The sequence below is a fragment of the Streptomyces sp. NPDC012794 genome (assembly GCF_042901085.1).
Lineage (GTDB): Bacteria > Actinomycetota > Actinomycetes > Streptomycetales > Streptomycetaceae > Streptomyces.
On sequence record NZ_JBIBCI010000010.1, the window covers coordinates 204,414 to 217,902 of the forward strand.

The following is a 13,489-nucleotide window of genomic DNA, read 5'->3' on the forward strand; positions in this document are numbered from 1 at the left end:
GCCTACGGCTCCGGGGTGGTGCGGGTCTTCTCGGCCGCCCCGGCCTCGGCGAGGGCCTGTGCGGCGCCCTGGCGCCGGCCCTTGCGGACGCCGAAGTAGTAGGCGAGGACGCCCGCGCCGAGCGCCGCCTGGAGCGCGAACAGCGCCGACTCGATCTCGCCCGAGGGGGGTTCGTACAACGGGGAGAACCAGGGCTCGTAATCCGGCTTCAGCTCCGTGATGGCCGCCTCCGCCTGGGCGTCGGCGCCGGCGAACGGCTCCTCCTTGCCCTCGCCGAGCCCCAGCGCGAGCGGGATCACGGCCAGTGCCGCCACCAGGAGCAGCAGCAGGGTGTTGATCTTCGTGTTCCTGGTCATCAGAGTGCCGCCCCCTGCTCGGTCCGCTTGCCGCCGGTCAGCTTCGTGACGCCGAGCCGGACCAGGTCCGCCGCGCTGGACTGCATCAGCAGCCGCATCACGAGCACGGTCAGCAGGCCCTCGCTCACGGCGAGGGGGATCTGGGTGAGGGCGAAGATGCCCGCGAACTTCTCCAGGGAGCCCAGGAAGCCGCTCGCCGGGTCGGGGAAGGCCAGCGCCAGCTGGACGGAGGTCACGCAGTAGGTGATCAGGTCGGCGAAGAAGGCGCCGAAGAAGACGCCCACCATCAGCGGCAGGCCGGACCTGCGCAGCAGCCGGTAGACGCCGTAGCCCGCCCAGGGCCCCGCGACGGCCATCGAGAACACGTTGGCGCCCAGCGTGGTGAGCCCGCCGTGGGCCAGCAGCAGCGCCTGGAAGAGCAGGGTGATCGTGCCGAGCACCGCCATGACCGGCGGACGGAAGAGGATGGCTCCGAGCCCCGTTCCGGTCGGGTGCGAGCAACTTCCCGTCACAGAAGGGATCTTCAGGGCGGACAGGACGAACGTGAACGCACCGGACGCCCCGAGCAGCAGCGTGCTCTCCGGGTTCGCCTTCACCTCGCGGGTCAGGGCCCGGACCCCGTGGACGACGAAGGGGGCGGACGCGGCGCCCCAGGCGGCCGCGTGCAAAGGGGGCAGGAACCCCTCGGCGATATGCATGAGTTGGGAGACCTCTCCAGCACCTCGTGGATGGACGACGCGCCTCGGCCGGTCTCCTGGCTCACGGGTCATGATGCCCGGGCTCCGCCTTCCCGGGCCCGTGCGGTCTCCCGCGTGGGCCCAGTGGCCTGCCCGCTGGGGGCGCCTCCCGGACGGCGTCAGGGAGGATTGGAGCCGGACTTCCCGATTACAGTGGCGAGGGCCGCACCGGTTTTCCACCGGTTTCCCGAACACCAAGGCCCGATGACCCTAGTCGTCCGCACGGACCGTCACAACCCGGACCCCCGGACACCGGCGGCCGCCCCCCTGATACGACGGCGGGCCCGGGACGTCACGCGTCCCGGGCCCCCCGTCCGTACCCGCTCGGGTCAGCAGGTGTTCGGGTGCGCGATGTCCAGCACGAACCGCTCGGGCGAGTGCAGGACGGAGGTGCTGTAGGACGGCTGGGTGTCGAAGGCGGCGCCGAAGGTCACGTACCCCTCGAAGTCGCCGGTCAGAGCGATGCCCTTGAGCTTGCTGAGGTAGATCTTCTGGAGCTTGGGCCCCTGGTAGACGTTCTGCCCCGCGTCGTCGTGGGCGGCGGCGGGGTGCAGCCGGATCTCCAGGAAGTACTTCCCGGCCAGCGGCACGGGCTTGCCGGACCCGTCGTAGACCAGCTGGGACACGGGGGTGACGGTGACCGGGGGGACGTACCCCTGGAGGTCGATCACGATCCGGTCGAACGTGCAGTGCCCGCCCCAGCGCGCGTTGACGACGAGCGGGGTCTGGGTGCGGGTGGACGTGGTGGCGGCGGAGGCCGGCGACGTGGAGAGCGCGAGCCCGGCGGTGAGCAGGGCGCCCGTGGCCAGGGCCACGATCCGGCGGCGGTGCGGGTGACGCATGATGTCTCCCCGGTTCCGTGAGACGGGGACTGCCTGTCATCTCCTAGGACACCGCCGGGGCGCCCGCGGTTCCGCGCGCCGCGCCTCAGTACGCCAGCAGCGCGCTCAGCTGCGCGTCCAGGTCGTAGTGGCGCCGTTCCTGCCCGCGCGGCACCAGCTCCGTCATCCGCCGGCACAGCGCGCGCACGTCCCTGGCGCGGGCGGAGACCACGCAGCCGAGCTCGCCGTTGCTGAAGCCGAGCAGGACGCGCGGCTCCGAGCCGCTCCAGCGGGGCCACACCTGTACGTCGCCCTCGCCGGTGGGCGCGTGCTGCCCGTCGAGCAGCAGCTCGCGCGCGAACACCCAGCGGGCGAGGTGGGCCCCAGCGCCCCGGAGGTCGACGGCCACCTCGTACGGGCGGTCCGTGCGGTAGACGAAGCGGCCGGTCAGGGGCACGCTCAGGGGGGCGGCTTCCAGCCGCAGCGGCAGGAGTCGGTGGTCGGTGATGATGGCCATCGGCGGCTGCCTCTCGTCGTGCGGGGGTGGTCCGGCGCCCCTCCCCGCACGCTATCGCCGCCCGTGGGCGCGCTCCGGGGCCGAAGGTCCCGAGGGGCCGGGCCGCACGGCCTCTTTTCGGCCACGACCCGGTCCGCACACCGGTCCGGACCCCGCCCGGAGATCCTTATCGGTTCAGCACTCGATCACGTTGACCGCGAGCCCGCCGCGCGCCGTCTCCTTGTACTTGACCTTCATGTCGGCGCCCGTCTCCTTCATGGTCTTGATGACCTTGTCGAGGGAGACCTTGTGGCTGCCGTCCCCGCGCATCGCCATCTTCGCCGCGGTGACGGCCTTGACGGCGGCCATGCCGTTGCGCTCGATGCAGGGGATCTGGACGAGGCCGCCGACCGGGTCGCAGGTCAGGCCGAGGTTGTGCTCCATGCCGATCTCGGCGGCGTTCTCGACCTGCTCGGGGGTGCCGCCCAGGACCTCGGCGAGGGCGCCCGCCGCCATCGAGCAGGCGGAGCCGACCTCGCCCTGGCAGCCGACCTCGGCGCCGGAGATCGAGGCGTTCTCCTTGAAGAGCATGCCGATCGCGCCCGCGGCGAGCAGGAAGCGGACCACGCCGTCCTCGTCCGCGCCGGGCACGAAGTTCACGTAGTAGTGCAGGACCGCCGGCAGCACGCCCGCCGCGCCGTTCGTGGGAGCGGTCACCACGCGCCCGCCCGCCGCGTTCTCCTCGTTGACGGCCATCGCGTAGATCGTCGTCCACTCGCTGCGGTGCATCATCGGGTCGCCCTCGGTGCGCAGCTGGCGCGCCGTGGAGGCGGCCCGGCGCTTGACGCGCAGCCCACCCGGCAGGATGCCCTCGCGGGACATGCCGCGCGAGACGCAGGACTGCATGACGCGCCAGATCTCCAGGAGGCCCTCGCGGATCTCCTCCTCCGTGCGCCAGGCCTTCTCGTTCTCCAGCATCAGGGAGGAAATCGACAGACCGGTCTCGTTGGCCAGGCGCAGCATCTCGTCGCCCGAGCGGAAGGGGTACCTCAGCACCGTGTCGTCGAGCTTGATCCGGTCCTCGCCGACCGCGTCCTCGTCCACGACGAAGCCGCCGCCGACCGAGTAGTAGGTCTTCTCCAGCAGCGGGGCGCCGGAGGCGTCGTACGCGAAGAGGGTCATGCCGTTCGCGTGGTAGGGCAGGGAGCGGCGGCGGTGCAGGATCAGCTGGTTCGGCTCGTCGAAGTCGATCTCGTGGGCACCGCCTATTTCCGCACCCAGCAGACGCAGCTTGCCGCTCTTGCGGATGCGCTCCACCTCGTCGTCGGCGCTCTCGACGTCCACGGTGCGGGGGGAGTGGCCCTCCAGCCCGAGCAGGACCGCCTTGGGCGTGCCGTGCCCGTGGCCGGTCGCGCCGAGGGAGCCGAAGAGCTCCGCCCGGACGGAGGCGGTCTGGGCGAGGGCGCCGTCCTTCTTCAGCCGCGTCACGAACATGCGCGCCGCGCGCATGGGACCGACCGTGTGCGAGCTGGAAGGACCGATGCCGATCGAGAAGAGATCGAAAACGGAGATGGCCACTGGCGGACTCCCGGAACCTCCCCGCTGTGACGGGGAAACAACGACCCGTCCAGCTGCCTGCGGGGGTAGCGGGGGCAGCCGACGGATGGGCGGACTTTGCGGAGGTTTGGGCAAAGAGCGCCGGTGGGCGCCCTTGCCCTGCTATAGCAGCGTACGTCGTTCATGCGGGGGTCGGTCCCCGCGCCGGGGCGTTGCCCGGAGTGATTTCGGCCTCGGCCGCCCCGGACGGACGCCCGGCCGGGCGGGCCGCCGGGCCGGGGCCCGGCGGAGGTTCGGGCCGTGAAAAGGGGCCCGGCCCTGTGCGAGAACACGGCCGGGCCCCCAGGGCCGTCCTTAGAGCGACGGGTACAGCGGGAACTTCGCGGCCAGGGCCGAGACGCGCGCCTTGAGGTCGGCGGCGTCGTAGTCCGGCTTCAGCGCCTGCGCGATGATCTCGGCGACCTCGGTGAAGGCCTCGGCGTCGAAGCCGCGGGTCGCCAGGGCCGGCGTACCGATCCGCAGACCCGAGGTGACCATCGGGGGCCGCGGGTCGTTCGGGATGGCGTTCCGGTTGACCGTGATGCCGACCTCGTGGAGGCGGTCCTCGGCCTGCTGGCCGTCCAGCTCGGAGTTGCGCAGGTCGACCAGGACCAGGTGCACGTCGGTGCCGCCCGTGAGGACGTCCACGCCCACGGCCTTGACGTCGTCCTGCACCAGGCGGGCGGCGAGGATCCTCGCGCCCTCCAGGGTGCGCTCCTGGCGCTCCTTGAACTCCGGCGAGGCCGCGACCTTGAAGGAGACGGCCTTGGCCGCGATCACGTGCTCCAGCGGGCCGCCCTGCTGGCCCGGGAAGACCGCGGAGTTGATCTTCTTGGCCAGCTCCTGCGTCGACAGGATGACACCGCCGCGCGGACCGCCGAGGGTCTTGTGCGTGGTGGTGGTGACGACGTGGGCGTGCGGGACCGGGTTCGGGTGCAGGCCCGCGGCGACCAGACCCGCGAAGTGGGCCATGTCGACCATCAGGTACGCGCCGACCTCGTCCGCGATCCGGCGGAACGCGGCGAAGTCCAGCTGGCGCGGGTAGGCGGACCAGCCGGCGACGATCAGCTGCGGCTTGGACTCCTTGGCGAGGCGCTCGACCTCGGCCATGTCCACCTGTCCGGTCTCGTCGACGTGGTACGGGACCACGTTGTAGAGCTTGCCGGAGAAGTTGATCTTCATGCCGTGGGTCAGGTGACCGCCGTGGGCCAGGTTCAGGCCCATGATCGTGTCGCCCGGCTTCAGCAGCGCGAACATCGCGGCGGCGTTGGCCTGCGCACCCGAGTGCGGCTGGACGTTCGCGGCCTCGGCGCCGAACAGCGCCTTGACGCGGTCGATCGCGATCTGCTCGACCACGTCGACGTGCTCGCAGCCGCCGTAGTAGCGGCGGCCGGGGTAGCCCTCGGCGTACTTGTTGGTCAGGACCGAGCCCTGGGCCTCCATGACGGCGACCGGAGCGAAGTTCTCCGACGCGATCATTTCCAGGGTCGACTGCTGGCGCACGAGCTCGGCGTCGACGGCGGCGGCGACGTCGGGGTCGAGCTCGTGGAGAGGGGTGTTCAGAACGGACATCAGGATCCCCTGGGGTCAGTTACCGGCGGTGAGGGCGGTGTACTCGTCGAAGGAGAGCGCGTCCTTCGGCTCCTCCGACAGGCGCACCTTGAACAGCCAGCCACCCTCGAAGGGAGCGGAGTTCACCAGGGCCGGGTCGTCCACGACGTCCTGGTTGAACTCGACGATCTCACCGGAGACGGGGGAGTACAGGTCGCTGACCGACTTGGTCGACTCCAGCTCGCCACAGGTCTCGCCCTCGGTGACGGTGTCGCCGACCGCGGGGAGCTGGGCGTAGACGACGTCACCGAGCGCGTTGGCGGCGAACTCCGTGATGCCGACCGTCGCGACGCCGTCCTCGGCGGCCGACAGCCACTCGTGCTCCTTGGTGTAACGCAGCTGCTGGGGGTTGCTCATGACCTGATTCTCCTGGATGCGGGGAGGTGGATACGAACGGTGGTCTTGCGGGCTGAGACGGTGGAGCCGGTACGAGGGTTACTTCTGCCGCTTGTAGAAGGGCAGGGCCACGACCTCGTAGGGCTCATGCGTACCGCGAATGTCGACGCCGACGCCGGAGGTGCCGGGCGCGGCGTGCGCCGCGTCGACGTACGCCATCGCGATCGGCTTGCCCAGCGTGGGGGACGGGGCGCCGGAGGTCACCTCGCCGACGACCTCGCCGCCGGCGACCACGGGGAAGCCGGCGCGCGGGACGCGGCGGCCCTCGGCGACCAGACCGACCAGCTTGCGCGGCGGCTTGGTGGCGGCGACCTCGGCGGCGGCCTCCAGGGCGGCACGGCCGACGAAGTCGCCCTCCTTCTCGAACTTCACGACCCGGCCCAGCCCGGCGTCGAAGGGGGTGAGGGCGGTGGTCAGCTCGTGCCCGTACAGCGGCATGCCCGCCTCCAGGCGCAGCGTGTCGCGGCAGGACAGGCCGGCCGGCACCAGACCGGCGTCCTTGCCCGCCTCGGTCAGCGCCTGCCACAGCTCCACGGCGTGCCCGGGGGAGACGAACAGCTCGAAGCCGTCCTCGCCCGTGTAGCCGGTGCGGGCGATCAGCGCGGGCACGCCCGCGACGGTGCCCGGCAGGCCGGCGTAGTACTTCAGGCCGTCCAGGTCGGCGTCCGTGAGCGACTTCAGGATGCCGGGGGACTCCGGGCCCTGGACGGCGATCAGCGCGTACGCGTCACGGTCGTCGCGGACCTCGGTGTCGAAGCCGGCGGCGCGCTCGGTGAGCGCGTCCAGCACGACCTGGGCGTTGGAGGCGTTGGCGACGACCATGTACTCGGTCTCGCCGAGACGGTAGACGATCAGGTCGTCCAGGATCCCGCCGTCCTCCTGGCAGATGTGCGTGTAGCGGGCACGGCCGACGCCGACGGTGGAGATGTTCCCGACGAGCGCGTAGTCCAGGGCCTTCACGGCCTCCGGGCCGGTCAGGGTGATCTCGCCCATGTGGGACAGGTCGAACAGGCCGGCCTTGGTGCGCACGGCGTTGTGCTCGTCGCGCTCACTGGCGTAGCGCAGCGGCATGTCCCAGCCCGCGAAGTCGGTCATGGTCGCACCGAGCGAGCGGTGCAGCGCGTCGAGCGCGGTCAGGCGGGGGGCAGTGCTCATGGGTGTGGCTCCCGGGTCCCAGGGCATGACATGACGAGGAGGTTCCTCCCCATCTGTCATCGGAACCTGAGAGGTTCGCCGAGAGTTCCCGGAGGGGGAACGCCGACTTGCACCTTGGGTGGAGCACGCGCCGGGCCGTCGGGGACGGACGCGGCGGGGCTCGCTTTTCAGATCTGCCTCATCCACGCGGTACGGGGCCTGAGAGATTCAAGGGAGGTACTTGCTCCTTCGGCGCCCGGGCACGGCCTCGCGGCCTGCCGGGACTCTCCCGCGCGGATTCAAGCGGCCGGTATGCAGTTTGGTGTCCAGATGGCGCACATCATTGCACGGGACGGGCGGGAGGGGGCAGTGGGGCCCGCAAGAACGTGCGGTCCGCGCGCTCCGCGGAGGCCGCCGCGCGCGCCGCCCGGCCGTCCGCGCTGTGGAACGTCCGCCCGCAACCGCGGCCGGCGGATTACCGTCTCTTTACATTCAGTGGGCATGGGGCCCTCGCGGCCCGATTCGGGGGGAGACGATTCACTGTGCGGAGGTTCGGAGTGGTGACGACCACGGGCACGGTCGGGGCGGTCCCGGCGCCGCGGAGCGCGGCCCGCCCCGCGGCGGCCGGCGGTCCGGTGCGTGACCTGCGGGGACGGTCCGCGGGGCCGCACCGGCTCGGCTACGCCGCCGGGGACATCGTCGTGGTGTCCGGGCTGCCGGGCGGCGGCAAGAGCACCCTGATCAATCGGGCCGCCGAGACCGGCATCGACTCCCAGGACACCCGCGAGCGCTGGGAGCGCCGCATGCCGTCCGCCCTGCCGTACGCGGTGTACCGGCCGCTGGTGCGCGCCGCCCACTACCGGGGGCTGTGGCGCGAGCTGCGCTCCGGCGCCTCTGTGGTGGTCCACGACTGCGGCACCCAGTCGTGGGTGCGGGCCCTGCTGGCCGCCGCCGCCCGGCAGCGGGGCCGGTCCCTGCACCTGCTGCTGCTCGACACCACCCCCGAGGAGGCCCTGGCCGGGCAGGCCGCGCGGGGCCGCCGGGTGTCGGCGTACGCCTTCGCCCGTCACCGGAGCGCGGTCGCACGCCTCCTGGCCGCGGCCGAATCGGGCCGCCCCCCGCGCGGCTGCGCCACGGTCACCCTGCTGGACCGCCGGGCGGCCTCCGCCCTGAACCGGATCGCCTTCGACGCCTGAGGCGGCGGCGTCCGCGGCGAGCCGCCCGCCCCGGCCCCCCGCCGTAGGCCGAGGTAGCCTCGGGGCGACATCGGCGCGGAACAGGGAGAGCGGGCGCACATGACGGGCAACGGCTGGCCGGCGAACGAGTTGGAGCAGGTGCTCGGAGCGGTGCTCGGCCGGGCGGACGCCGGCCCGCAGATCCTGGAGGCGCTCGGCCGCAGCCGGGTCTGGGTGCCGCTGCCCCAGGGCGGCGGTCCCGACAGCACCTCCCTCGACCTCCCCACGATGCTGATCGGCGGCGAGGCGTACGTCCCCGTCTACAGCTCGGAGGCCCAGTTCCGCTTCGCCGCCGGCCCCGCCATGGACTTCGCGGTCGCCCCCGCGGTCGAGTTCGCCCGCGGCCTGCCCCCGCAGCTCGGCATCGCCCTGAACCCCGAGGGCGCCGTCGGGGTCCCGCTGCCCCCGGCCGCCGTCGCGGAGCTGTGCCGCACCGGCCGTACCGAGCTCGACGGCCCGGCCACCGGCGGCCGCGTCCGGCTGTTCGAACCCGACTGGCAGGACGACCCGGTGGACTTCCTCGCCGCCGCCGCCGAGGAGTTCCGGACCACCGGAGCGGTCGCGGCCGCCCACCGCTGCCTCGCCAGTGTCGAGGGCGGCGACCCCCAGCTCTTCATCGGTGTCCGGCTGACGGGATGGGATCCCGAGGCGCGGAACGCCCCGCTGGAGGCGCTCGGCCGCGCCCTGGCCCGCGTACCGGCGCCCTGGCCGGTGCAGCTGATCCTGCTGGACGCCGCCGAGGACCCGGTCACGGACTGGATTCGTGAGCGCGTACGCCCCTTCTACCTGCCGTAGCGCCGCTTAAGCTGGTTGGGACGTGTGGACGACGGGCGGAAGAAGACGAAGAGGGGTACCGGGTGAGTGCGTCAGGCACGGCCGCGGCCGGGCAGGTCGAGCACATGCTGCGCCAGGTGACTCCCGGGCGCTATGAGAGCTACGAGTCATTCCTGCGCGCCCTCGCCGAGGGCAGGCTGTGGATGCTGCTGTGGCAGGGGCAGCCGGGCTCGCCGGACGCCCAGTACGGCGGCATGGAGGTCGAGGGCCTGGGCTACGCCCCCTGCGTGACCTCCCCGCAGGAGCTGGCCGCGAGCGGCTGGAACCGCGGCTACGAGGTCGTCACCGGCCGGGACATCGCCCGCGCCCTGTACCCGGACCGCTGGGGGCTGTGGGTCAACCCGCACGCCCAGGGCGGCGGCCTCGGCGTGCCGTGGGCCGACCTGCGCCGGGTCGCCACCGGCCTGGACCGGATGCCCGCGGGACCGCTGCGGCTGTCCGAGCCGGCTCTGGAACTCCCGCAGTTCTACGGGCTGCTGACCCAGCACGCGCACCGGACGCCGGCCGTGAGGTCGCTGCGCCGCGCCTGGGTGCAGCCCTCGCTCGGGTCGGCGTACCTCGCGGTGGGACTGGACCTGTACGACGCCTCGGCGCCCGCGCTGGAATCCGTACGGGAGATGATGCGCCAGTCGGTCGGCGCCGTGCCCGAGGGAGTTCCGGTGTGCACGGTCGCGCTGGCGGACGAGCACGATCCGGTGGCGATGTGGCTGCGTGCGCAGACCCGGCCCTTCTACGACCGCGAGGGGCAGGCGGCCGCCTACTGAGCCGCTCCAGGGGCTCCGGGGGCGCGTTCCCCGAGCTGCTTACAGGGATTTCCCGGGTGCGCCCGGACCCTGAGACGGACCCGTCCGACGGACACCGGGCCGCCGGGAACCATGGTTCCCGGCGGCCTTCGCCTTGTCCGGATATCACCGCAGACGGGCGTCCAATTGACGCGGTACTCCACTGAGTTGGCCCTGATGTCCGTTTGTGTACCGAACGGACGGTCTTGCTCCGCTGAGCCGTCAGCGGAGTCCGGATAACGGGAACCACGGCCTCAGATCACGGTTGCGCATCCATTCATCTGCGGGTCTGGCGGCTGGTCGAGCGCCCGATGAAGACTCCCCACCCAAGAGCCGGTCAGTCCTCTCGGACGCGGTTCGGCACGTGGTTCCGCCGTTCGTCCCGACACGGCGCACCCGTACTTCCCGCACCTCAGCAGCACCGCACCGCCCGCACCGCACCCTGCTCCACCCACAGCACGGCCGCACCGCCAGCACCTCGCACCTCGTACGCGTTCACGTGCCCCGAGCACTCGAGCGCCACTCCGCACCAACGCCGCCACAGCGGCGGGCATGGGCCGACCCACCCGTCGGCCGAGAGGGGTCCCCACCACGATGACGGCACCACTGCACGACACGAGCGCGGAAACACCCGCACCCGTGTCCGTAGCCGACGTCCCTGCCAAGGCCATCGAAGGCCGCTCGCCCGGCCGCATCGCCTGGATGCGGCTCAAGCGCGACAAGGTCGCGCTGACCGGCGGCGTGATCGTGATCCTCCTGATCCTGGTGGCGGTCTTCGCGCCGCTGATCGTGAACCTGCTGGGCCACGACCCCAACGAGTTCCACGAGGACATGATCGACCCGGACCTGGGCACGCCGCTCGGCTCCTTCGGCGGCATCAGCTCCGACTTCCTGCTGGGCGTCGAACCGACCAACGGGCGCGACGTGTTCAGCCGGATCGTCTACGGCGCCCGCATCTCGCTGGTCGTCGCCTTCCTGGCGGCCTTCGTCTCGGTCGTCCTCGGCAGCCTCCTGGGCGCCCTCGCCGGCTTCCTCGGCGGCTGGGTGGACGGGATCATCAGCCGCCTGATGGACCTGCTGCTGGCATTCCCGCAGCTGCTGTTCACCATCGCCCTGGTCTCCGTCGTCCCCAACTCCTTGTGGGGGTTCGAGGGTTCGGGCGTCCGCATGGGCGTGCTCATCCTCGTCATCGGCTTCTTCGGCTGGCCCTACATCGGCCGCATCGTCCGGGGCCAGACGATCTCCCTGCGTGAACGCGAGTACGTCGAGGCCGCGCGCAGCCTCGGAGCCGGCCGCGGCTACATCCTGATCAAGGAGCTGCTGCCGAACCTGGTCGCGCCGATCCTCGTCTACGCCACGCTGATCATCCCGACCAACATCCTGACCGAGGCGGCCCTCAGCTTCCTGGGCGCCGGCGTGAAGCCGCCCACCGCTTCGTGGGGAAAGATGCTCTCCGACGCCGTCCCCATCTACCAGGACGACCCCATGTACATGGTGGTCCCCGGCATGACGATCTTCATCACCGTCCTGGCGTTCAACCTCTTCGGGGACGGGCTGCGCGACGCACTCGACCCCAAGGGCAGCTGAACCGCTTCTTCGATTCACCACCTATGGAGGTTGGACAACCGTGATCCGCAGAAAGCAGGCTCTCGCGATCACCGCCGTGATCGCCGCCCTCTCGATGACCGCCGCGTGCGGTGGCAACGGGGACAAGAAGGCCGAGAACAAGGCCGACGGCGACAGCGGCAAGGGTTACAGCGGTGCCGCCACCGCCGTGATCAACCCCTCGGAGGACAAGGGCGGCGAGCTCAAGCTCTGGTCCCCCCAGGACGTCGACTACCTCGACCCGGCGCGCGCCTACTACGGCTTCGTGTGGAACATGCAGCGGCTCTACGTCCGCAGCCTGCTCGCCTACGACGCCAAGCCGGGCAAGGACGGCACCAAGGTGGTCCCGGACCTCGCCGAGGCCCTGCCGGTCATCAGCAACGACGGCAAGACGTACACCCTCAAGCTCAAGGAGGGGGTGAAGTTCGAGGACGGTACGCCGATCACCTCGAAGGACATCAAGTACGGCATCGAGCGCGTCTTCGCCCAGGACGTCCTGTCCGGCGGCCCGACCTACCTGATCGACCTCCTGGACCAGGGCCAGAAGTACCCCGGCCCGTACAAGGACACGGACCCCAACAAGATGGGTCTGAAGACGGTCGAGACGCCGGATGACCGGACGATCGTCTTCAACTTGGCGAGCGCCAACTCGGACTTCAGCTACCTGCTGGCCATGCCGTCCTCCTCGCCGGTCCCGATGGGCAAGGACACGGGCGCGACCTACACCAACAAGCCGATGTCGACCGGTCCTTACAAGGTCGAGAGCTTCACCGCCGGCAAGGGCGCGACCTTCGTCCGCAACGAGAACTGGGACCCGAAGACGGACCCGATCCGCAAGGGTCTGCCGGACAAGGTCTCCTTCACGGTCACCACCAACCCGGACGACATGGACCAGCGCCTGCTCTCGGGCGACATCGACATGGCCGTCGACGGCACCGGTGTCCAGCAGGCCGCGAAGAACAAGATCCTGAAGGACGCGAACCTCAAGAAGAACGCGGACAACCCCTTCACGGGCTACATCCGCTACTTCGCCTTCCCGCAGACGGTCGCGCCGTTCGACAACATCGAGTGCCGCAAGGCCGTCATCTACGCGGCCGACCCGAAGTCCCTCCAGACCGCGCGCGGCGGCCCGACCAGCGGTGACCTCGGCGCGAACATGCTGCCGGCCGGCGTCCCCGGCTCGGACAAGAGCTACGACCCCTTCGGTCTGACGAAGGGCAAGCCGCAGGAGGCCAAGGCCAAGGAGGCCCTCAAGGCCTGTGGCAAGCCCGACGGCTTCGAGACCACCATCGCGGTGCGCAACAACCGCGCCCCCGAGGTGAAGACGGCCGAGTCCCTCCAGGCCTCCCTCGCCAAGGTCGGCATCAAGGCGACGATCGACCAGTTCGACGGCAAGCTCTCCTCCTCCACGATCGGTTCGCCCGAGAACGTGAAGAAGAAGGGCTACGGCATCATCGTCATGGGCTGGGGCGCCGACTACAACTCCGGCGCGGGCTTCCTGCAGCCGCTGGTCGACGGATCGTTCATCCTGCCGAACGGCAACAACAACTACACCGAGGTCAACGACCCCGAGATCAACGGCCTGTTCGACAAGGCCGCTGCCGCCCCCTCCCCGGAGGCCGCCGCCCCGTTCTACGGGGAGATCAACAAGAAGGTCATGGACAAGGCGCTCTACCTGCCGATCAACTTCGACAAGGCGCTCGTCTACCACAACCCGCGCCTGACGAACGTCTTCTTCAACGAGTCCTTCGGCAAGATCGACCTCGCCACCGTGGGCATCGCGCAGAAGTAGCAGGAGCACAGAAGTAGCAGGCTGCCCGGCGATGAGCCGGGCAGCCGGGCAGCCCGGCCGACCGCCGGGCAGGCAACCGCAACTCAGCACGTAA

The 13,489-nt window shown here is 71.0% G+C and carries 13 protein-coding genes and 2 riboswitches; of the genes, 5 read left to right on the plus strand and 8 right to left on the minus strand.

Annotation, left to right across the window (positions count from 1 at the left end):
- Positions 1 to 2 precede the first annotated feature (2 nt).
- The 8 genes from ACFY7H_RS20545 to gcvT form a co-directional block, all read right to left on the minus strand.
- Positions 3 to 356, minus strand: coding sequence for an energy-coupling factor ABC transporter substrate-binding protein (locus tag ACFY7H_RS20545; protein ID WP_388939866.1), 354 nt, complete (start codon positions 354 to 356; stop codon positions 3 to 5).
- Positions 356 to 1,054 (minus strand): energy-coupling factor ABC transporter permease, encoded by a 699-nt coding sequence (locus ACFY7H_RS20550; RefSeq protein WP_388939868.1) that lies wholly within the window; start codon positions 1,052 to 1,054, stop codon positions 356 to 358. Before ACFY7H_RS20550 ends, ACFY7H_RS20545 begins: the two co-directional genes overlap by 1 nt.
- 28 nt (positions 1,055 to 1,082) lie before the next feature.
- Positions 1,083 to 1,307: riboswitch (cobalamin riboswitch) on the minus strand.
- A 115-nt stretch (positions 1,308 to 1,422) separates the two neighbouring features.
- Positions 1,423 to 1,935 carry a hypothetical protein gene (locus ACFY7H_RS20555; RefSeq protein WP_388939870.1) on the minus strand — a complete coding sequence of 171 codons (513 nt, stop codon included), beginning with the start codon at positions 1,933 to 1,935 and terminating at the stop codon, positions 1,423 to 1,425.
- Positions 1,936 to 2,020: 85 nt separating this feature from the next.
- Entirely contained in the window at positions 2,021 to 2,431 is a 411-nt protein-coding gene (locus tag ACFY7H_RS20560; RefSeq protein WP_388939872.1) for an SsgA family sporulation/cell division regulator, read from the minus strand.
- 174 nt (positions 2,432 to 2,605) lie between these two features.
- On the minus strand, positions 2,606 to 3,988 hold the full coding sequence (locus ACFY7H_RS20565; protein WP_388939873.1) for an L-serine ammonia-lyase: 1,383 nt from the start codon (positions 3,986 to 3,988) through the stop codon (positions 2,606 to 2,608).
- A gap of 333 nt (positions 3,989 to 4,321) precedes the next feature.
- Positions 4,322 to 5,578 carry a serine hydroxymethyltransferase gene (gene glyA, locus ACFY7H_RS20570; RefSeq protein WP_388939874.1) on the minus strand — a complete coding sequence of 419 codons (1,257 nt, stop codon included), beginning with the start codon at positions 5,576 to 5,578 and terminating at the stop codon, positions 4,322 to 4,324.
- Between the two features lie 15 nt (positions 5,579 to 5,593).
- Positions 5,594 to 5,974: a glycine cleavage system protein GcvH gene (gene gcvH, locus ACFY7H_RS20575; protein ID WP_388939876.1), complete on the minus strand. Its 381-nt coding sequence runs from the start codon at positions 5,972 to 5,974 to the stop codon at positions 5,594 to 5,596.
- 78 nt (positions 5,975 to 6,052) lie between these two features.
- A complete protein-coding gene (gene gcvT, locus ACFY7H_RS20580; protein WP_388939878.1) occupies positions 6,053 to 7,168 on the minus strand; it encodes a glycine cleavage system aminomethyltransferase GcvT in 1,116 nt (371 codons plus the stop codon).
- 177 nt (positions 7,169 to 7,345) lie between these two features.
- Positions 7,346 to 7,449, minus strand: a riboswitch (glycine riboswitch).
- A 258-nt stretch (positions 7,450 to 7,707) separates the two neighbouring features.
- On the opposite strand from gcvT, the gene ACFY7H_RS20585 reads away from it, so the two are divergent.
- The 5 genes from ACFY7H_RS20585 (at position 7,708) to ACFY7H_RS20605 (ending at position 13,395) form a co-directional block, all read left to right on the plus strand.
- Positions 7,708 to 8,343, plus strand: a complete 636-nt coding sequence (locus tag ACFY7H_RS20585; protein WP_388939879.1) for an AAA family ATPase — start codon at positions 7,708 to 7,710, stop codon at positions 8,341 to 8,343.
- A gap of 99 nt (positions 8,344 to 8,442) precedes the next feature.
- On the plus strand, positions 8,443 to 9,177 hold the full coding sequence (locus tag ACFY7H_RS20590; RefSeq protein WP_388939881.1) for an enhanced serine sensitivity protein SseB: 735 nt from the start codon (positions 8,443 to 8,445) through the stop codon (positions 9,175 to 9,177).
- A gap of 62 nt (positions 9,178 to 9,239) precedes the next feature.
- Positions 9,240 to 9,980: an enhanced serine sensitivity protein SseB C-terminal domain-containing protein gene (locus ACFY7H_RS20595; RefSeq protein WP_388939883.1), complete on the plus strand. Its 741-nt coding sequence runs from the start codon at positions 9,240 to 9,242 to the stop codon at positions 9,978 to 9,980.
- A gap of 612 nt (positions 9,981 to 10,592) precedes the next feature.
- Entirely contained in the window at positions 10,593 to 11,585 is a 993-nt protein-coding gene (locus ACFY7H_RS20600; RefSeq protein WP_388939884.1) for an ABC transporter permease, read from the plus strand.
- A 94-nt stretch (positions 11,586 to 11,679) separates the two neighbouring features.
- A complete protein-coding gene (locus ACFY7H_RS20605; protein WP_388940010.1) occupies positions 11,680 to 13,395 on the plus strand; it encodes an ABC transporter substrate-binding protein in 1,716 nt (571 codons plus the stop codon).
- The last annotated feature ends 94 nt before the right edge of the window (positions 13,396 to 13,489 follow it).